This is a genomic window from Haloarcula sp. HT12, assembly GCF_055271655.1.
The window spans coordinates 419,792-439,368 of record NZ_JBUXKW010000001.1 but is presented as its reverse complement, the minus strand read 5'-3'; the positions used below and the strand labels follow the sequence as shown (position 1 = coordinate 439,368).

Below are 19,577 nucleotides of genomic sequence, written 5' to 3'. Positions count from 1 at the left end.
ATAAAAGTATCGTGGCGTAGGGCTGTTGCTCACTGGTCGAAAAAACAAAAAATGAGGTCGGATTACGTTTCGGGGCCGGAGTCTTGCGCGAGCGTTGCAGAGGAGTCGCCTTCTTGAGTTTCGTAGACGACTCGGAGATCATAAGAGGGACCGACAAACATTTTGGCAGTATTACCGGCCGTAACTTCGGATGAAGGGCCCTTTGTGCTCCAATTACCCCAAGTGGCTCCTGAAGTAGAGTGGTCGAAATCTCCACGAATGTATAGTTCTTGTGCCTCAATTGAGTCACCGCCATCGTGAGTAACGGTTAGATTCTCACTACTTGCAGAGGCGTCGTAATCCCACGAGAAGCTAGCCTGCGGCGTCGCCTGCTGTGCCTGGTCGCCGAGACCAAGCACGAAGGAGGCGATAACGGCCGCCAGGATGACCGTGATTGCGACCATCAGGATGACCCCGATGACCGGCGAAACAGCGTCGTCGTCGTGGATGAGTTGTTTGATATCCATGGTTTGTGCGGCGCACACCGCGAGCGTGACCCGAGTAGTACGACCCTACGCGTTGAAGGGTGTCCTTACTGGCTCGCGGAGGTGTGCTGACTCAACCACATGGGATGTGCCCACTTATACTCATAACACGTTTTAGCTGTTCAACGCTGTCTTGAAACCCTTCAAGGCCCGCTGTACTGCCGGAATTCGCTATAACGATGTTCGGATAATTTAGCTGGCCGGAGACAGGCGAAACCAACGCAGCGGGTGCGAAGAACAGCCTGTTTCAGTCGTTGGACTCCGATTCCTGCTCCGCGAACTCGGTGAGTGTCATCTCGCGACCGGCGTAGGTGTGATAGCCCGCGGAGATACTGAGTACGACCGCGATCAGCGTCGCCCAGACCAGCGGTGAAATTACAGTGAACGGATAGACGCCGACCCAGAGGATCGTAACGATTGCCAGACTGACTGCGCCGAGTGAGAGGTAGTACTCGCGCCAGGGGAACTCGCTTCCGGGCACGATTTCGAGATATACGGTAAGGTCTTCTGTTTGTGCGGTTCGGGAGACTGTCCCGTTCTCGTCGTCATAGTCGATGATACCCGTGTCGTGCATCCGCGGGAGATGGGACTGCTGTAACGTGGTGTAGACGCGCTTTCGCTGCGCGCTCGTAACTTCTGTATTCGGACAATCGTACTCCTGGGCTGCGACGTGCGAGGCGAGGTCACCGAGCTGTACCGGCCCGTCGTGTTCCCGGAGATACTGCAGGGTGTACCGACGCCGCTCGTTCTGCAACACGTCGAATATTTCACCCTTTGAAAGGTCGTCATCCGAATCAGCGGAGTCTGACCGCTCGATCTGCTTACTCATTTACTAGCCTCCAATACCCACCACCCCTCGAAGGGAATATAGAGACAATCAGGGTATTCATCAGTTATAAACTCACGGGTTTTAGAGACGGAAGAAACGAGTAGTGCGTGGATTTACGCGTTCGGACCAGACGCAGTGGCTAGCGTCGCGGAGTTGTCGCCAGTGGATGATTCGTAGACAACTCGGAAGTCGTAGTCGTTACCACTTACGCCAACAATCACACGGTCACCTGCGACAACCTTGCTGTTACTGCCACTCGTTTCGCTATCTGGCCAGTTTTGATTATTACCGTCAATATTGCTATTGGCAGTACTTGCGAACCCACTCCCTCGGAAATAGAGGTTACTTGCTGTAATCGAGTCACCACCGTCGTGGGTCACGTCGACTTCGTTGGCTCCAGAATCATAGTCCGTACTAAAGCTAGCCTGCGGAGCCGTGTTGCTGACCTGATCGCCCAGACCGAGGACGAACGTCGCGATGACGGCCGCGAGGATGACCGTGATTGCGACCATCAGGATGACCCCGATGACCGGCGACACAGCATCGTCGTCGTTGAAGAATCGTTTGAGTTCCATGGTTATGTCCGCACGCATCAACAGGCCGCCCTGTTATGCAGTGCTTATCGGAACGTGGCTACCGAGGTATATAAGTCTACATCTGGATTATCAGAGACTGTAATCACCTCATCTGCTGACAGCTATCCTGAAGGTGCATAGCTACTGATATGGCCGATTCATTCTGTAATTATCACAGAATATGGTTTTGGAACTTCAGGAAAGTGCCAGCAGCGTCACCGTCACGAAGACCGCGAGGATGAGGATACTGAGTCCGATGCCGGCCCGCATTGGATGTACGAGCCCGTCGTCGTCGCTGAGTCGCGCAATCACGTCGTTGGGTGCCGTCACCGTCCGCGTGACGACGCCGGTGGCCTGCACCACCATGCGATCCACAGCGGCGTATAGTTCGGTAACACCGACGACGAGCCCGCGGGAGCCGTAGAAGACGGCAGGGTTGTACAGCGAGTCGATGTCCGGGACGCGGCCGAGTTTCGAGAGGGGCTTCTTCGTCACCGCGAAGCCGATCAGTCCGGCGGCGGCGAGGGCGACCCCTTCGACGATGTGATCGACAGTGTAGGTCGTATAGACGTGATCGACGGCGGCGTCACTCGTCACATCGAACGGAAGGATGGCGAACAGTGCAGTGTCGTACACACCGTAGATGACACAGAGCGCGGCGACGGACACCATCGCAATGCTCTGGCCGCGGTTCGCGTCCGGGACGCTGCCGTCGTACGTGCCGTGGAAGAACGCGTAGTAGCCGAACTTGATGAACGACATGAACGTTCCGACGCCACCGATGAGCAGCATCCACTCGAGGGTCGTTCGGTGATCGAAGTACAGCGGTCCCTCGACGAACTCGTAGTGGCTCCCGGAGATGATGATTCCCTTACTGACGAACCCGTTGAATCCCGGGAACCCGGCGATAGAGAGCGCAGCGATGGAGAACGCGGCTGCGGTGATCGGCATCTCACGGGCGAGCCCGCCGAGCTTCTTCAGACTCTCCTCGCCGGTCCGGTAGATGACAGCGCCGGCGGTCATGAACAGCAGGCCCTTGTAGAGGATGTGGTTGAACACGTGGGCGAACGCCCCGGCCTGTGCGAGCGAGGTTCCGATACCGACGCCGGCGACCATGTATCCGACCTGGGACTGGATGTGATAGGAGAGCAGTCGCCGCATGTCGTTCTGGAACAGCGCGAACAGCGCGCCGAAGATAGCCATTCCGCCGCCCATGTAGGCGATAGCTTCGTGGCCGTTGGGGAACGCGCGGTACATCCCGTAGACGCCGGTCTTGGTCGTGAACACACAGAGGAAGACGCTGGCGGCGATGTGCGGGCGCGGATAGGTGTCGGGCAGCCACGCGTGCAGGCCGATGAAGCCGACGTTGACGCCGATGCCGATAGCGGCCAGCGCGGCGGCCAACCCACTCGTCATACCCGCGGCCTCCGGCCCGCCCGGTACCGACGCGAACAGGAACGTCTCCACCTCGACGTAGTGGCGGAGGATGGCGGCCATCAACAGCGTGCCGCCCAGTCCGTGCAGCAGGGCGTACCGGAAGCCGGCCCGGACCGCCTTGCCGCCGTAGTGCCACACCAGCAGCGTGCTGGTGATAGCCATCAGCTCCCAGAAGAAGATGAGCGTCAGCCAGTCGCCGGCGAACACGGCCCCGAAGCTGGTCGCGACATACGAGAGGGCGAAACCGGTCTGTGTGGTGTCGGCCTCGCTGGCGTAGGAGTAGAGCACGGCGACTGCGGCGATGAGCCCGAAGATAATCCCCATCAGCCGCGAGAACGGGTCGACGTTCAGTAGCACGGCGTCGAACCCGAGGAACTGGGTCCGGAGGTGTGCGCCCTCGGGCACCATGACGGCCCACGGCACCGCCAGTGCGGGCACAAGCGCACCGACGGCGTGTCCGGCCCGCCGCGGAAGCCGGGAGACGACGACTGCCAGTACGAGCAGTACGACGACCGGCGGGACCGTCGTCAGCGTCGACATCAGGCCACCACCCCCGGGAGATTCCCGACGATAGCGTCGACGATCCGCAGGAAGACAGCCGTGTACGGCACCGTCCCCAGCAGGAGCGACAGCGTCGCCGCAGTCAGTATCGGCCCGAGCATGAACCACGTGCTCTCGCCGCCGCGCCAGCCGCGGTCGTCCCAGCCGCCTTCGGGCGGGCCGCCGTGGTGTTCGTGCTCCTCGTGGTGTTTGCCGAGGTGGTCGACGTGTTCGGGCTTCGGCGTGTCGTCTCCATCGGTGTCGTCCGACTCACCCACGTCACCGCCATCGGCCCGCAGCTCGCTCCGGCCGCCGAATGGCCCCTCCAGAAGGGGCTTTTCGTCGTGGCCCTCCGGCGACTCGAAGTACGCCTGGTAGACGATGGGCCAGAAGTACGCGATGTTGAGCACGCCGGAGACCAGTAGAACCGCGGCGAAGACCAGCCCGCCATCCAGGCTCAGCGCACCGATGACGAGATACCACTTGCTGACGAACCCGGCAACGAGCGGGATGCCGGCCATCCCCGCCGCGGCGACGGCGAAGGCGGCCATCGTCAGCGGCATCCGCTTCCCGATGGCGGCCATGTCGCTGATGTCGTCAGTATGCGTTTCGACGTGGATCGCGCCAGCACAGAAGAACAGCGTGAGTTTCATGAACGCATGCGCGGGGATGTGGAGCAGTCCGCCGGTCAGCGCTTGCCCGTGCAGCAGTCCCAGTCCGAGCACGATGTAGGACAGTTGGCTGATGGTCGAGTACGCCAGCCGCCGCTTGAGGTTGTCCTGTCTGAGCGCGATAATACTCGCCGTCAGGAGGGTGAAGGCCGCAATCGCGGCGAGCGGGAGGCCGACGCCGAGTTCCGCCATCGTCTCGGTACCGAACACGTCGAGGACGACCCGAGCGATGCCGAACACGCCGCTCTTGACGACTGCGACAGCGTGGAGCAGGCCCGACACCGGCGTCGGCGCGACCATCGCGTCCGGCAGCCAGGAGTGCATCGGCATGAGTGCGGCCTTGACGCCGAAGCCGGCCGCAAGCAGGGCGAACGCGGCTCTCGCCAGCGTCGGGTCCGCCGTCGCGAGCGCTTCGAGGCCGCCCGGTGTGAACGCGGTCGTCCCGGCGAGGACGAACACTAGTACGGTCCCGCCCAGCACAGCGACGCCGCCGCCGAAGGTGTACGCGAGGTACTTCCGGCCGGCGGCGCGGGCCTCGTCGGTTTCATCGTGGGTAACCAGCGGGTACGTCGACACCGTCAGCAGTTCGTAGCAGACAAACAGCGTCAGCAGGTTCGACGCGAACGCGACGCCGATGGCCGACGCGAGGCTTGCGGCGAAGGAGGCGAAATAGCGCGTCTGTGCGTGTTCGTCCAGCCCGCGCATGTAGCCGATGCTGTAGAAGCTCGTGACGATCCACAGCAGGCTCGCGAGTAAGCCAAACAAGAGCCCGAGCGGGTCGACGTTGAACGCCAGTTCGATACCGGTAGCGAACTGTCCGATGACGAACTCGTACTCTGTCCCGTTCAGGACGCCGGGGACCATGCTCGCAATGATCGCGAACTTCGCGAACGCGACGAGTAGGGTCACCCCCTCCCGCACGTTCGGCCGGCCCTTGAGCGAGAGAATAGCGGGGATGGCCACTGCCGAGACGAGGATTGCCAGGATTGGGCGTAGCGATTCAGTCATTGGGTTAGAAGTTGTGGAAGCGTGTCTCGAAGTACCTGTTCGAACGCCGGTACGGCTGCGGTCAGCGTGACCGCGAGAACGGCCGCGAGGACGACAACGGCGATCATCCCGAACGAAACCGCCTGCCCGCTCCCGTCTGTGACGGGCGCGTCCTCAGGCACGGGCTCCTCCGAGTGGATCGTCGCCTCGGCGAAGTAGAGTCGCTCGACGAGGCGGGCGAAGTACGCGAGCGTCAGCAGCGTACTCGCCAGCAGAACGGCCACGACGGCCCAGTTCTCGGCGTTGACCGCGCCGAGGACGATGTACCACTTGCCGACGAAGCCGATTGCCGGCGGGACGCCGACCATCGCCAGCGCGAGGACGGCGAAGGAAAACGCCGGGAGCGGGACGCGACTCCCCATTCCGGCGTAGCCGTTCACCGTCGTCGCGCCCGTCTCCCGCTCGATGATTCCCGTCGCGGCGAACAGCCCGCCTTTCATCACCGCGTGGCCGAGCAGGTGGACGGTCGCGCCGACGACGGCCAGCGGAGTCGCGATGGCGAACCCAGCGACGACCAGGCCGAACTGCGACACTGAGGAATACGCGAGCATCCGCTGGACGCTGTCCTGCGAGACGGCGAGCGCGCTCCCCGCGATGATGCTCACGCAGGCCAGGCCGACCAGCGCCCAGCGAGCCACGGGCACGGCCGTCAGGAACTCCACGGTGAACACCGAAAACAGCAGTCGGGCGAGCGCGTAGGCGGAAACCGTCGAGACGAGCGCCGAGATGAACGCGCTCACCGTGTCCGGCGCGTTCGCGTAGGCGTCGGGCTGCCAGGTGTGCAGGGGGAACAGGGCGACTTTCACCGTCAATCCCCCGACCATTAGCCCGAACGCGGTCAGGACGAGCGTCGAGTCGTAGGCCGCCATCTCCCCGAGCTTGGTCGCCAGGTCGGCCATGTTGAGCGTCCCCGTCGCCGCGAGCAGGTAGCCCACGCCGAGCAGGTACAGCGAGGCCCCGACGGTCCCGATGATGAGGTACTTCAGCGCCGCGACGGCGGCGCTCGCGTTCCGGCCGCTCGCCACGAGCCCGTAGGCCGCAAGCCCCGTGATTTCGAGGAACACGTAGAGGTTGAACACGTCGCCGGTGACGGTCATTCCGGTCAGGCCGGCGACCAGCAGCAGGTACAGGCCATAGAAGGCGCTCGAATGCGGACCGGCCTGGCGGGCGTACGCGAGCACGCCCAGGGACACAATGGCCACGAGCAGGGCGACGGCCCCGGAGAGCCCGTCGACGACGAGCTCGATGCCGTACGGGGCGGCGAAACCGCCGACCGCGTAGGAAACCGTGCCGCTCGTGCTGACGCTCCACGCGAGCAGTCCGGCCAGGCCGACCTGGCCGACGAGCGTCAGCGTCGCGACGGGCCAGCCGGCCCGGTCGCTGACGAGGCTGGCGACCAGCGGTACCGCGCCGCCGATGATCGGCAGGACGACCAGCAACACAGGGATCTGTTCAATCATAGTAGAGCTGTTTGAGTTTGTCTTCGTCCAGTGTGCCGTACTCGGTGTAGATGCGGATGATGAGCGCCAGCGCCACGGCAGTCAGGCTCACCCCGACGACGATAGCGGTCAGGATGAGGACGTGCGGTAGCGGGCTGACGTAGGGTCCACCGCCCTCCTTGATTATCGGCGGGTTCCCGCCCGCTCGGAACGACAGCGTGATGAAAAACAGGAAGATGCCCGTCTGGAAGATGTTCATTCCGATGACCTTCTTCACGAGGTTCCGGGACTCGATGAGCATGTAGAGGCCGATACCCAGCAGGAGCATTACCGCGTAGTAGTTGTAGTGTGAGTTCAGCAGTTCCAGCATTAGCTTTCACCCTCCGGGGAGTCGACGGCGTGGCCGAACCCGGCCGCGAGCAGGAAAAAGAGGCCGATGGCGACGCTGGCGACGATGCCACCGATGCCCAGTTCGACGAGTTCGATACCGTAGGCGGTCGCGTGTGAGATGAACTGTTCGTACAGGTGGTATTCGAGGAAGTTCCCGCCAAGCAGCATCGTCCCCAGCCCGATTGCCGCGAACGTGAACACGCCGCCGGATGCGAGCGCGGCGACGACACGAACGTCGAGCCACTCCCGGGCTGCGTCGATACCGTAAGCGAAGGCGAGCATCATCACGACCGATCCGGCGATGACCCCGCCCTGGAATCCGCCACCGGGGGAGTCCGCGCCGTGGAACATCACGAACAGGGCGAAGGTGAGGACGAACGGCGCCACGACGCGGACCGTGGTCATGATGATGGTGCTCTCGACGTACAGTCCGGTTCGCTCATCGGCGCTCATGCGAACACCTCCTGCCTGAGGACGGTCAGCGCCGCGACACCGGCCGAGAAGACCACGACCGCCTCGCCCAGCGTGTCGAACCCGCGGTAGGCCGCGAGCACGGCCGTCACCGCGTTGTGGACCTCCGTGTCCGCGTACGCGTTCTCGATGTAGTACTGTGTCACCTCGCCGCTGACGACGGGGTTTGCCGCTCCGTCTGCCCCAACGGCGGGCAGCGACGGTACCGTCGCGATCATGACGACGACGAACGCGCCGACCAGGGCGACGGTCCGGACGCTGAGTGACTCGAACAGGCCGTCCTCCTGTGGCCGGACGGTGTTTGCCAGCGCCAGAATGAACAGGATCGTCATGATGCCGGCCCCGACAGCCGCTTCGGTCAGTCCCACGTCGGGGGCTTCCAGCATCACCCAGATGATGGAGATGCCGAGGCTGTAGGCGGCAAACGCCATCAGCGAAGCCAGCACGTCCCGGAGCACGGCCGCGCCGATAGCACAGCCCAGCACGAACACCAGCAACACTCCTTCGATGAGCGAGAGCGTCATGATTCGCCCTCCTCGTCGCCGGCTGTCCACGGCTCGATACCCTGGTCCTGTGCCGCCCGGGCGATGGCGTGGGCGGCGGTCGGGTTCGTCAGGAACATGAACACCAGCAGGAAGACGGCCTTGATCGTCGCGAGGTCGGTCTGTATCGCGAGCGCGGCGGCCCCGATAGCGAGGACGGCTCCCAGCGTATCACTTTTCGATGCCGCGTGCGTGCGAGTGTACACGTCCGGAAGCCGGACGATACCGATTGCGGCGACACCACCGAAGAACGCGCCGAGCAGCGCGAGCGCGACGATCGCCCACTCCGTCGGCGTCATAGCACACCCCCGTGTTCGACGTTGAACTTCGAGAACGCTATCGACAGCAGGAAGTTCAGCAGGGCGTACACGAGCGCGATATCGAGGAACAGCGGCTTATCGAGCGCACCGGAGACGAGCGCGATAGCGATGACGGTGTTCGTCCCCATCACGTTGACCGCGATGACTCTGTCGTGGTCCGTCGGTCCCGCAATCACGCGGTAGAGGGACACGATGGCAAACAGGACGAACGCGCCGGCGATCGCCAGCAACGCCGCTTCGAACTCAATCATCGTCGGCCACCTCCGGGTCGCCGATGTCACTCTCGATTGGCTCGTCGCCCCCTTGCCCGCGCTCGCGCGGCGAGGGAATCGCTGCCGCCTCTCGGCCGTAGAAGACAAACCGGACGGCCCGTTCGAGACCGCCGTCGAACAGGTCCTCGCGCGCACTGCCGGTGAGCGAGTGGATGTCGAACGCCTGCTCCGAGACGCTGACGGTAAGCGTCCCGGGCGTCAGCGTGATGCTGTTTGCCAGTGTCGTCACCGGCGCGTCTCCCCAGATGGCCGCCTCCAGTTCGACCATCTCCGGGTCGATGGGCAGCGACGGGTGCAAGACGACGTAGGCGATCTGGAGGTTCGCGACGGCGATCTCCTTGAGGAGGTACGGGATGTAAATCGCCATCCGGGCGAACTGGCGGGGAATCCGCGTCAGCGACGGCTGGCGACTGAACGCGATTGGCGCGAGCAGTGCGGTGACGATGGCCGCCGTGATCGCACCGGTGAGGAAATCCAGCGGCTTGTACGAACTCAACAGCAGATAAAACAGGTACGACGCCCCGAAAATAGTGAGGTACTTCGGGAGCGTCGCGGCGCGAGCGAGCGCGGTCGACCGCGCCGGTCGCTCGACGGGTGCGGTCTCGACGTCGATATCCCCCCGAACGAGTTCTACTTCCAGCGGCCGGAGCATCGGCGTCGTCCCGCCCGGGTTGAACTCCGGATCGAGAACGACCCGCTCGATGCCGTGTTCGTCGACGTAGGCCAATATCGCGTCGGCGTAATCGCCGGGACTGAACAGGTATCGGTCGGCGCCGATGACGCCCAGTTCCACGTCGAGATTCGACGGCGGGTCAGCGCCCAGATCTTCGTCGAGCCAGACCTCGATACGGTCGAGCAGGTCCTTGGCCTCGCCGAGTTCTGTTTGCGCGTCGGGGTCGACGGCGCGCGTACTTGCGACGGCGACGAGGTGCAGCGACACCGGTTGCTGTCCTTCTCTGGCCGCCGATTCGGCCTGTTCAACGGCGTAGGCAACGGTGTTACGGACCGTCACCGAATCGGCTACTGGCACGAGCAGGCGACGGGGTGGTGGTACAGTCACAGTCTCTGTTTAGAAACTCCGAATAGGCGGTTCGTCGGGCAGTACTGTCGTTATCGGACCGGAACCACGGAACACGCAAAACTATTTCGTAATCGGTTACGCGCTCAGTCGCGACTGGACAGATGGGCACCGAGTTCGTCCGCGACGCTGGCACCGAGTCCCGCCTTGTCCCCGACGTACTCCGTGGCCGTGTCTCCGTCCACGAGCAGGGCGCGCGTCTCCTCGTCGCCCATCACGTTCGCGTCGTTGGCGACCACGAAGGCCAACCCGGCCCGCTCGCGTATCTCGCGGGCGCGCTCGATCAGCGTCTCGTCGTCGCCCTCGGTTTCGACTTTGAAGCCGACGATAGGGAGCTCCGGATGGTCAGACCGGACGGTGTCGATGAGCTTCGGCGTCGGTTCAAGTGTCAGCGTCAGTTCCGCCTGCCCGCTCTTGATCTTCTCGGGAGCCTGCTCGACAGTGTAATCCGAGATGGCGGCCGCCGAGACCAGCGCGTCGGCCGAGTCGGCGACCCGACGGGTGGTCTCGGTCATCTCCGCGGCGGATTCGACCTGCTCGACGGCGGCGTAGGGAACGTTCGGCCCGTCGTGGACGAGCGTCACGTCGGCCCCGCGAGCGTAGCAGGCCCGCGCGACTGCGCGGCCGGTCCGCCCCGAGGAGCGATTCGAGAGCGTTCGCACGGGGTCGACCGATTCCGTGGTCGCGCCCGCGGTCACGACGACGTGCTCGCCCGAAAGCCGCCGGTCGCCCGTGGCCCGTGCGGTCGCCGTGACGATGGCCTCCTCGGTCGCGATCTTGGCCTTCTCCTCCTCGATGCGCGGGTCCACGAACTCGACGCCCCAGGACTCGACGCGGTCGATTGCCTCCAGCACGCCGGGGTGGTCGTACATCGGTTCGTGCATCGCCGGCGCGACGACGACCGGCACGTCCGCGCCCAGCGCCGTCGTCGCACACGTCGTCACTGGCGTGTCGTCGATCGCGGCGGCGATCTTCCCGACGGTGTTTGCCGTTGCCGGCGCGAGCAAGAGGACGTCCCCCCAGCCCGAGCGCCCACAAAGTTCGACGTGTTCGACGCTGCCCGTGATTTCGGTAACCACGTCGTTGTCCGTCGCGAACGCAAGTGCCCACGGATGGATGATCCCCGTCGCGCTGTCGGTCATCACCGCCCGGACGGACGCCCCCTGTCGTCGGAGTTCGTGTGCGAGTTCCACCGTCTTGACGGCCGCGATAGAGCCCGACACCCCCAGGACGACGTTGACTCCGGTCAGCATACCCGTCGGTTCGCGGTGCGGGGGTAAAAGCCCCTGTCTCTCCGGCGGGGGCTAATCGCCATCGCTGGCGGGTGGGTCGCCCTGCCGGCCGTCCCTGCTCACGCGTGGCCCGTCGTCGTGTGCGTTCAGCGCAAGGGTGAATGCGGCTATCGACAGCAGAACCAGTCCCAGTGCGACCACCGAACTGAGCGAGCGCCCGGTCGGCGTGGTCGGCACCGCGACCGGGATAAGCACGTATCTGACGAGCAGTACGAGCAGGACTGCACCGACGAGGACGGCCGCGGTGCCGGTGACGTGGACGAACTCGCTGTCCGTCGTCTCGGCGTCCCGGCCCAGCTGGTGGCCGATACTGCTGGCGTGGACGCCGGCGTCCCAGACCAGCAGCGCCGCCGCGCACCCGAGGAGCACGAACAGCGGTGCAAGTCCGCGCTCGGCCGCAAGCAGCGTCATGACGAACAGCAGCGCGCTCCCGGCCGCGAACCCGGTCACCCGCCGCGAGAGCAACTCCGCGTTGACCAGCCCGGTCAGCAGTCTGCCGAGAGTCCAGAGAACGACGACCGAAACCAGGACGCCGAGGAGGAGGACGGTCGCTGAGCCGTAGTGTCCGCCCCCGGCATACGTGGGCGCTACCCGCCGAGTCACGCCGGCGGCTGTAAGGACTAACGCGCCAAACAGCAGTACCACAGGGGCCACGATACTGCCGGTCTGCCGCGCCAGCGACCGTCCGGGGTCGTCCCCGAGCCACTGTAGCAGCCACTGCCGGAGCTGTTCGACGATGAGGATACCCAGCAACGCCAGGAGGCCGACCACGAGGGGGAGATGGAGCGGACCACTGAGAGCGACCCGCAGGGCCGGCCCGAGCACCGGGAGGGTGTCGAGGAAGCGTTCGAACAGCCTCTGGGCCGTCGGGACGAACGCGACGAGGAACTGCAGGCCAACGGCGGCTTTGACGTAGGGATCGATGTCCAACCAGGATGTTCCCAGCAGGTTTAGCCGCCCGAGCGCCCGCTCGGTCGTCGCCGTCGGGGCCGGAACCCACGATTCCAGTATCTCTGTGGCCCGGTCCAGCAACAGGAGGGTGAGAAGAACCGCGGCCTGTAGCGTCACGAAGCCCACGAGCGGGTGGATCGAGAAGCCGGTGACGACCCGGACGAGTACCCAGGGCAGCCTGACGGCGGCGGCGACGGCACAGACGATTGTGATGCCGATGCCGACCAGCAACACCACGAAGCTCTCTTCGAGCGTCTTCGAGAGTTCGTCTGTTTCGTCGGTCGGCGGCACCAGCCCGCTACTCGCGTCGATGACGACGAGCGTCGCGGCCAGCGGGAACCCGAGCGCCACGACGAGCGACCAGTAGTCGGAGGCCAGAAACGCGGTCCCACAGAACACGGCCGCGCCGACGATGACGGCGACGCTGCCGCCGGCGATGCGCGTGTGAGCGTCGCTGCGGAGCGCCCACGCCCCGGCGGCGATACAGAGGCCGCCGACGAGGCCGGTCAGAACCGGTGTCGGGTTTCCGACAGCGATGCCGAGGCCGAGCGCGGCGATCACCGCGACCGCCCCGGCCAGCGCCGCGCTCGACGCCGCCGGTCTGCTGTCGAGCTCCGTCATGCCCACCGCTCCGTTGCGCGGATGAGGGCTTTGGCGAGCGGTTCCGCGGGCGGCCAGTCGACGACCCGAACCGTCCCCCGGAGGTCGTCGAGGCGGGCCGTCCGGTCGATCCGTTCGACGGTACTTCCCGGACTGTCGCCCGTCGTCATGTCCGGGCTGACGACCGTGACCGCGTGTCCGTACGCGGCGAGTCGCTTCGCCGCGTCGGCCGCCCGGTCGTCGAGCAGCGGGGTGCAGAACACGACCTGTGATTCGCTCGGAATCGACCGGTCGAGCGTCGCCACCGCGTCGCCTCCGTCGGGGATGCCGTATCGGTCCGCCCTTTCGGTCGGGGACTGTGTTCGCCAGTTTCGGGCGGTGTCGAACAGCCACAAAGCGCGGCCCCCCGACGATCCATCAGTCGCCCCACTCACAACCGCACCGAGGAAGCTCTCCAACCGCTGTTCCTGTGCTCGATTGGCCGACGGCTGGAGCGTCTCGCAACTGTCGTAGACGGCGACCCCGACGCGGTTGTCCATGTCCAGGAGCGCCGAGCCGACCTGCTGGGCCGCGTAGGCACAGAACTGCACGGCGGTGGGCGCGTTCGCCTCGCTCGCCACTGGATGTCGTGAGTCGACGAGCGTGACGACGGTGGCCGCTCTGGTCTCTTTGAACTCGACTGTCGCCAGTTCGTTCGTCTTCGCGAGGCGGTTCCAATCGACGCGGCTCATCGGGTCCGCGGACTGGTGCTCGCGGATGGCGTAGAAGGCGAGCCCGTTCCCGCCGGTGTCCGTCGGGACGCGCCCGGACTGTGCGAGCGTCTGGCCCGAGAGCGAAACGGTGTCCACGTCCGCGCTGCAGGAAAGCGTCGTCTCGATGGCGACCTGCTCGGCGAACTCGACGGTCCCGGTCAGGTTCCGACAGACCACCGCCACGTCGGTGAAGGCGTGGTCGCCGCGCCGGGCTTCGACGGTGTAGGTGACCGAATCCGACGCCCCAGCTTCGAGGTGGGTGCCAAAGCGCGGGGACCCCTCGACCACTTCAAGCCGCTCCGGAACGCCGTCAAGGACGCGAACGTCGGGCAGGGTCGTGTCCCCGTCGTTCGTGAGCGTCAGCGTGACCCCTACCTCTGACCCCGGGAGCGGATCAGCCGGTTCGACGTGACGCTCTATCGTGAGCGTCGGCTCGGGATCACCGATGGCCGCCTGGTAGGCTGCGTACACCAGCGCCACCGCCGCGACCATGAAAACCGCCGGGTTCCCGGTGACGATACCGGCTCCGCCAGCGACCAGCGCGGCCGAGACGCCGACGTTGCGCTGGGTCGTTTCGCGCGTGTTCACGTGCGCTCACCCCGCTGGACCCGTCGTATCTCGGCCGTCGTGGACTCGACCTTCCGGTCGAACCCCTCGCCGCTGGCCCAGTCCCGGAGCTGCAGCTCGATGGGCGGGTCGGGCGCGTCCGGGCCGCCGAGGAAGGCAGCCGCCCGGCGGTCGTCCGTCCACGACCCCGCTTTGACCGCTCGGGCCGCCGCCTCCGGCGACACGTCTGTCGTCTCGACCAGCACCTGTCGGGCGGCCTCGCGGAGCCTGTCCCTGATTTCGGCCGCGTAGCTGGCTTCGAGTCCGTCGTAGGGGTCGACCCGCCCGTCGATCCTCGCGAGCAACTCATCGATATCGTCGCCGACCATATCGACGGGGGCCGCCCGTGTCCCTTTCGGTTCCAGCAGTTCGTCGAGCAGTTCCGTCGACTCGTCGTCTGAGCCGCCGACCTGATACGGCTCGCGCGGCTGGCTCCCTTTCACCGGCGGCAGATTCGAATCCTCCGTCCGAACGACGGTGTACAGGCCAAAGAGGCCAATCGCGGCGGCGCTGATGCTGGCGACGACCCGGATGTTCTCGGTCGTCCCGCTGCCGACAGCCGGGAGGACCGAGGGAACGGTGACGACGAGCACCGCCCCGGCAAGCGAAGCGAGACCAAGCATGGTGTACTGGACGAACCTGCGCCCCGGCGTCGGGCGTTCGACGCTGACTCCGATGGTTGCTCGGGCGGTTTCCCCTTCTGCCTGCTCGGACTCCGCGTCGCTCATCAGTCGTCACCTCTCCCGAGGAGCTGTCTGAGTGCGTCACGGGCCGACTCGGTTCGCTCCCCGGTGGGCGTTTTCCCGCCGTATGTAACCTCCCGAAAGCGGACGGTCAGCCGGCGCACGGGCTCGGCCGGGAGCCCGCTGTCGATGGCCCGGCGGGCGTACTCGCCGGGCGTCGCCGTCTCGTGGTCCGGCACGGACACGTGGTCAGCCAGCAGCGCCCAGGCCTCCTGGATCGACAGCGAATCGATATCCGGCCCGTCGTCTGTCTCTGTCGCGTCGGTGGTCGTCGACTGCTCGGACTTCGAGTCCGACGAGCTAAACAGCGACGGGCTGTCGACGCCATCTCGAACCGAGGCGAGGAAGCCGCCGTTCCCGCCGAGACCGCCGAGGGCCTCGAACGGGGCGACGGAGAGCGACCCGAGGGCACTCGGCAGACCGGCGATCCCCCGAAGCGACATCGCACCGACTGCTCCGACGCCCGTCGTCACTCCGGTCAGGACACTACCGGAAACGGTACTGATACCGGCCCCGACCCGTGCGAGGGCCGACGATCCCGAGAGCAGCGCGGCGGTCGTCACCTGCGGAATTCGGCCGACAGTCCGCCCGACCGCGCCGTCAGAGACCGCTGAGACGACTGTCCCGACCAGTTTTTCGACGACCGGGAGGAGTGCTCCGGCGGCCGTCGACCCGTCGCGGTCCCCGTCCGACGCCGCTCGAATGACACCGACCGCGACGAGACCGAACCCGCCGACAAGCGCCAGCCCGAACAGCTTCACGAGCAGGGGCGTCCCGCCATTGGCGTCGCCCCCGGGCGTGTCTGTCGCCGTCGCTGTGTCCGTCGGCGTAGCCGTCTCGTCCGACTCCGTCTCGTCGCCTGGCGTCGATGTCGCGTCCGCCCCGTCGCTCGTCACCACCGGCGTCGGCTCACCGTCGACGTCGTCGGGCGCTGTCCCGTCGGGCGTGGCCGGCCCGTCTGACCCGCTGCCGAGTGGCCCGTCCGAGCCGAACTCGACGCCGAGTGCGCCGGGAAACAGCGCCGTGCCGAACAGGACCGCGACTGCACAGAGGAGGGCGAGGGCGGCACGTACCAGCTTCGTTGACACTACGGGACGGTTTCCGGCGGCAGAGTAAATATTTTCCCTCACCACCGATCCGTCGGAGCAGAAAACCTTTCATTCGCTGTGGGTATACCAGCACTAACCCATGCGGACACTGACCCGCCGGATGCTGCGGACCCTCCTGCTCCTCCTCGCCATTGACGTTGCCGTGGTCGCCACCGCCGCGGTGCTCCTGACGCCCTGGCTCGTCCCGGTGCGGGACGCCGTCGCGGCCAGCCTGCCGTTCGGTGGCGCGTCGGCGCGGATCGCCTGGTGGGTGGCGATCCTCGTCCCGGCACTCGTGGCGTTCGTCTGGGCACAGCTTCGCTACACCAGCGCCCAGACGATGGCCGAGGTCGACGCCCGCATGGTCGGCCCCGAGGAGTACCCCGACCTCCACGAGCGGGTCCACCGGCTCGCACAACTGGCCGATCTCACCCCGCCGCGAATCGCCGTCGCGGACGCCGACGTGCCGAACAGCTTCGCCATCGGCACCCTCGGCGGCGCGACAGTGGTCGTCAGCGAGGGGCTGCTGTCGACGCTCGACGGCGACGAACTCGATGCGGTGCTGGCCCACGAACTCATGCATATCGCCAACCGCGACGCGACCGTCATGACGCTAGCCAGCTTCCTCCCGTCGCTGACCAACGGCGAGTACGACCCGCTCGCGGACCTGCTCCCGGGCGGGAGCCGCTACGGACTCGGGCTGGTCGCGCTCGGTCTTGCGTACGTGTTCAGCGCCCGGGTGCTTGACGCTCCCTTCGGGAGCCTGTCGTTCACGCTGGGGTTCCTGTTCCTGTTCGCGGTGACGGTTCTGTTCGGCGGCGTCGCACTGGGCGTGTTCACCGCGCCCGTGGTCGTCCTCGGGCGGTCGCTCTCGCGCGCTCGGGAGTTCGCTGCTGACCGGAGCGCCGCGCGGTTGACCGGGGACCCTTCGGCGCTCGTCGCGGCGTTAGAAACACTCGATGGTAACGGAAACGACCGCCCGGGGACCGACAAGCGAGCGGCGTACGCGGGCGTCCGTGGACTGTGTCTCCTGCCGTACGGGTTCGATACCGAGACATCGAGCGACGCGCTGTCCGTCGAAACGCGGTCCCACCCGCCGACGGCCGAGCGGATCGAACGGCTGCAGTCCGTCGCACGCTCGCTCGAAACGGCGTCATAGTGAGTATCAGTCCGAAATCTCGTCTTCGTCGACGCTCGGATGCATCGTCGGCTCGCCCGGCATCGGCTCCTCGAAGTACCGCCGCATGACCTCAAGGGACTCCTGTTCGCGCTCCTTACGCTCGGCCTCGTCGATTTCTTCACAGCCCGGCGGAACCGGACGGTCGCGGCCGGTGAAGTACCCTTCCGGTGCGGTCCAGTCGTGATAGAAGTCGACGTCGGAGTCCTCAAGCAGCGTGAGCCCGACCTGCGCGCCGTGGCCCGCGGCGACGATGGTCTGGTGGTGCTGCTCGGCCAGCCGGCCGGCCGCGTACAGCCCATCGACGTCAGTGCGACCCTGGTCGTCGGTCGAGATGAACTGCTTCGACCCGCGGTCGACGAGTGAGATATCCAGTCCCTCCAGATACGACGGGTCCGACCAGGACGCGGCGATGAGATACGTCGCGTCGTATGACTCGCCGTCGGCGCAGGTCACCTCGAAGCGGCCGTCGGTCTGTTCGACCTGTTCGGCCTCGCCATCGATGAACCAGACGCCGGCGCGCCGCGCCTGTGCCCGCATGAGTTCGAGCAGGAGCCGCGGATTGATTCCGGCGGGGAACCCGGGGTAGTTCTCCAGGTGGGCGTTGCGGTTCAGTATCGACTCGCCGGTCGAGATGATCCGTGTCGACAGGTCGGCACGAGCGGTGTAGATCGCCGCCGAGAGCCCGGCGACGCCGCCGCCCACGATAATGACTTCTTCGCGTTCGCTTGGCATGGGCAGGTGTTCCCGGTGGGGGCCAAGAAACGTGCCGGTTCGAGACCTACGGACGGGGAGTCGCCAGTAACGGCGACTTCAGGGCTCATGTCGGGCGATACATGTTCTGGGACTACCCGAAGCCTCATAACGGTACACCCACTAAAGGCGTCGTAATGACCGACACCGTCGACGAGGTCGACATGCCGTACGACGACGACGCGTCTCAGCAACAGAAGATCGAGGCGCTGCAGGAGCGGCTGGAGGTGCTCGAAGCCCAGAACGAGGAGATGCGCGACAAGCTGCTGGACGCCAACGCTGAGAACAACAAGTACCAGCAGAAGCTCGAACGGCTCACGCACGAGAACAAGAAGCTCAAACAGTCACCGCTGTTCGTCGCGACTGTCCAGGAACTGTCCAGCGACGGCGTGATCATCAAACAGCACGGCAACAACCAGGAGGCCCTGACGGAGGTCACCGACGAGATGCGCGAGGACCTCGAACCCGACGACCGCGTCGCCGTCAACAACTCCCTCTCTATCGTCAAACAGCTCGACGACGAGACCGACGTTCGCGCCCGCGTGATGCAGGTCGACCAGTCGCCGGACGTCACTTTCGCCGACATCGGTGGCATCGAAGAGCAAATGGAAGAAGTCCGCGAGACCGTCGAGATGCCGCTGAAAAGCCCAGAGATGTTCGAGGACGTCGGCATCGACCCGCCGAGCGGCGTCCTGCTGCACGGGCCGCCCGGCACCGGGAAGACGATGCTCGCGAAGGCCGTCGCCAACGAGACTGACGCGACCTTCATCAAGATGGCCGGCTCCGAGCTCGTCCACAAGTTCATCGGCGAGGGCGCGAAGCTCGTCCGGGACCTGTTCGAACTGGCCCGCCAGGAGGAGCCCGCCGTCGTCTTCATCGACGAGATCGACGCTATCGCGGCCAAACGCACCGAGTCGAAGACCTCCGGCGACGCCGAGGTCCAGCGGACGATGATGCAGCTGCTCTCCGAGATGGACGGCTTCGACGACCGCGGCGACATCCGCATCATCGCGGCGACGAACCGCTTCGACATGCTCGACCGCGCTATCCTCCGCCCCGGCCGCTTCGACCGCCTCATCGAGGTCCCGAACCCCGACGTCGAGGGCCGCGAGCAGATCTTCAAGATCCATACCCGCAGCATGAACGTCGCCGACGACGTGGACTTCGAGGCGCTGGCCGAGGAAATAACGGACGCCTCCGGTGCTGACGTGAAAGCCATCTGTACCGAGGCCGGAATGTTCGCCATCCGCGACGACCGCACCGAGGTCACGATGGCGGACTTCCACAACGCCTGGGAGAAGATCCAGCAGGAGGAGACCGACGACGAAGAGGTCTCGCGGACCTTCGCCTGATCTGCGTTCGGCGGTTCTACTCTGCCTTTTTCTATTCTCCAAATCGAGAGCCACCGCACTCCCTGGAAATCCACTGTCGCTCTCGCCCGTTTCAGAACACAGTTACCACTCCGGTCCTGAACAGTTGC

Annotated in this window: 20 protein-coding genes; 2 read left to right on the top strand and 18 right to left on the bottom strand. The window is 65.4% G+C overall.

Features of this window, described 5'->3' with window-relative positions:
- Positions 1 to 62 precede the first annotated feature (62 nt).
- The 17 genes from ACY9XZ_RS02300 to ACY9XZ_RS02220 all read right to left on the bottom strand — a co-directional run bounded on the left by ACY9XZ_RS02300 (position 63) and on the right by ACY9XZ_RS02220 (position 16,167).
- Positions 63 to 506: a type IV pilin domain-containing protein gene (locus ACY9XZ_RS02300; RefSeq protein WP_463455465.1), complete on the bottom strand. Its 444-nt coding sequence runs from the start codon at positions 504 to 506 to the stop codon at positions 63 to 65.
- A 265-nt stretch (positions 507 to 771) separates the two neighbouring features.
- Positions 772 to 1,353: a DUF7344 domain-containing protein gene (locus tag ACY9XZ_RS02295; protein ID WP_463455464.1), complete on the bottom strand. Its 582-nt coding sequence runs from the start codon at positions 1,351 to 1,353 to the stop codon at positions 772 to 774.
- A 113-nt stretch (positions 1,354 to 1,466) separates the two neighbouring features.
- Positions 1,467 to 1,928 (bottom strand): type IV pilin domain-containing protein, encoded by a 462-nt coding sequence (locus ACY9XZ_RS02290; protein ID WP_463455463.1) that lies wholly within the window; start codon positions 1,926 to 1,928, stop codon positions 1,467 to 1,469.
- A gap of 195 nt (positions 1,929 to 2,123) precedes the next feature.
- On the bottom strand, positions 2,124 to 3,905 hold the full coding sequence (locus tag ACY9XZ_RS02285; RefSeq protein ID WP_463455462.1) for a Na(+)/H(+) antiporter subunit D: 1,782 nt from the start codon (positions 3,903 to 3,905) through the stop codon (positions 2,124 to 2,126).
- Entirely contained in the window at positions 3,905 to 5,584 is a 1,680-nt protein-coding gene (locus ACY9XZ_RS02280) for a proton-conducting transporter transmembrane domain-containing protein (protein ID WP_463455461.1), read from the bottom strand. Before ACY9XZ_RS02280 ends, ACY9XZ_RS02285 begins: the two co-directional genes overlap by 1 nt.
- A complete protein-coding gene (locus tag ACY9XZ_RS02275; protein ID WP_463455460.1) occupies positions 5,581 to 7,083 on the bottom strand; it encodes a monovalent cation/H+ antiporter subunit D family protein in 1,503 nt (500 codons plus the stop codon). The genes ACY9XZ_RS02280 and ACY9XZ_RS02275 overlap by 4 nt, the downstream gene beginning before the upstream one ends.
- Entirely contained in the window at positions 7,076 to 7,432 is a 357-nt protein-coding gene (locus tag ACY9XZ_RS02270) for a cation:proton antiporter subunit C (RefSeq protein WP_463455459.1), read from the bottom strand. The genes ACY9XZ_RS02275 and ACY9XZ_RS02270 overlap by 8 nt, the downstream gene beginning before the upstream one ends.
- Positions 7,432 to 7,905, bottom strand: coding sequence for a Na(+)/H(+) antiporter subunit B (locus ACY9XZ_RS02265; protein ID WP_463455458.1), 474 nt, complete (start codon positions 7,903 to 7,905; stop codon positions 7,432 to 7,434). Before ACY9XZ_RS02265 ends, ACY9XZ_RS02270 begins: the two co-directional genes overlap by 1 nt.
- Positions 7,902 to 8,447 (bottom strand): DUF4040 domain-containing protein, encoded by a 546-nt coding sequence (locus ACY9XZ_RS02260; RefSeq protein WP_463455457.1) that lies wholly within the window; start codon positions 8,445 to 8,447, stop codon positions 7,902 to 7,904. The genes ACY9XZ_RS02265 and ACY9XZ_RS02260 overlap by 4 nt, the downstream gene beginning before the upstream one ends.
- Complete coding sequence (mnhG, locus tag ACY9XZ_RS02255; RefSeq protein WP_463455456.1) at positions 8,444 to 8,764, bottom strand: monovalent cation/H(+) antiporter subunit G; 321 nt, start codon at positions 8,762 to 8,764, stop codon at positions 8,444 to 8,446. Before mnhG ends, ACY9XZ_RS02260 begins: the two co-directional genes overlap by 4 nt.
- On the bottom strand, positions 8,761 to 9,036 hold the full coding sequence (locus tag ACY9XZ_RS02250) for a cation:proton antiporter (protein WP_463455455.1): 276 nt from the start codon (positions 9,034 to 9,036) through the stop codon (positions 8,761 to 8,763). The genes mnhG and ACY9XZ_RS02250 overlap by 4 nt, the downstream gene beginning before the upstream one ends.
- Positions 9,029 to 10,069, bottom strand: a complete 1,041-nt coding sequence (locus ACY9XZ_RS02245) for a monovalent cation/H+ antiporter subunit E (protein WP_463455978.1) — start codon at positions 10,067 to 10,069, stop codon at positions 9,029 to 9,031. Before ACY9XZ_RS02245 ends, ACY9XZ_RS02250 begins: the two co-directional genes overlap by 8 nt.
- A 152-nt stretch (positions 10,070 to 10,221) precedes the next feature.
- Positions 10,222 to 11,388, bottom strand: coding sequence for a bifunctional phosphopantothenoylcysteine decarboxylase/phosphopantothenate--cysteine ligase CoaBC (coaBC, locus tag ACY9XZ_RS02240; RefSeq protein WP_463455454.1), 1,167 nt, complete (start codon positions 11,386 to 11,388; stop codon positions 10,222 to 10,224).
- A 51-nt stretch (positions 11,389 to 11,439) separates the two neighbouring features.
- A complete protein-coding gene (locus ACY9XZ_RS02235) occupies positions 11,440 to 12,999 on the bottom strand; it encodes a DUF7519 family protein (RefSeq protein WP_463455453.1) in 1,560 nt (519 codons plus the stop codon).
- Positions 12,996 to 14,318 carry a DUF58 domain-containing protein gene (locus ACY9XZ_RS02230; protein ID WP_463455452.1) on the bottom strand — a complete coding sequence of 441 codons (1,323 nt, stop codon included), beginning with the start codon at positions 14,316 to 14,318 and terminating at the stop codon, positions 12,996 to 12,998. The genes ACY9XZ_RS02235 and ACY9XZ_RS02230 overlap by 4 nt, the downstream gene beginning before the upstream one ends.
- Positions 14,315 to 15,064, bottom strand: a complete 750-nt coding sequence (locus ACY9XZ_RS02225; RefSeq protein WP_463455451.1) for a DUF7269 family protein — start codon at positions 15,062 to 15,064, stop codon at positions 14,315 to 14,317. Before ACY9XZ_RS02225 ends, ACY9XZ_RS02230 begins: the two co-directional genes overlap by 4 nt.
- Positions 15,064 to 16,167: a DUF4129 domain-containing protein gene (locus ACY9XZ_RS02220; protein ID WP_463455450.1), complete on the bottom strand. Its 1,104-nt coding sequence runs from the start codon at positions 16,165 to 16,167 to the stop codon at positions 15,064 to 15,066. Before ACY9XZ_RS02220 ends, ACY9XZ_RS02225 begins: the two co-directional genes overlap by 1 nt.
- Positions 16,168 to 16,267: 100 nt before the next feature.
- Here ACY9XZ_RS02220 and ACY9XZ_RS02215 point away from each other — a divergent pair, with 100 nt between their 5' ends.
- Entirely contained in the window at positions 16,268 to 17,326 is a 1,059-nt protein-coding gene (locus tag ACY9XZ_RS02215; protein WP_463455449.1) for a M48 family metalloprotease, read from the top strand.
- Between the two features lie 6 nt (positions 17,327 to 17,332).
- Here the strand turns inward: ACY9XZ_RS02215 and ACY9XZ_RS02210 are convergent, their stop codons facing one another.
- Entirely contained in the window at positions 17,333 to 18,079 is a 747-nt protein-coding gene (locus ACY9XZ_RS02210) for an NAD(P)/FAD-dependent oxidoreductase (protein ID WP_463455448.1), read from the bottom strand.
- Positions 18,080 to 18,234: 155 nt separating this feature from the next.
- Between ACY9XZ_RS02210 and pan1 the strand changes: the two genes are divergently transcribed.
- Positions 18,235 to 19,449 carry a proteasome-activating nucleotidase Pan1 gene (gene pan1 / locus ACY9XZ_RS02205; RefSeq protein ID WP_463455447.1) on the top strand — a complete coding sequence of 405 codons (1,215 nt, stop codon included), beginning with the start codon at positions 18,235 to 18,237 and terminating at the stop codon, positions 19,447 to 19,449.
- The last annotated feature ends 128 nt before the right edge of the window (positions 19,450 to 19,577 follow it).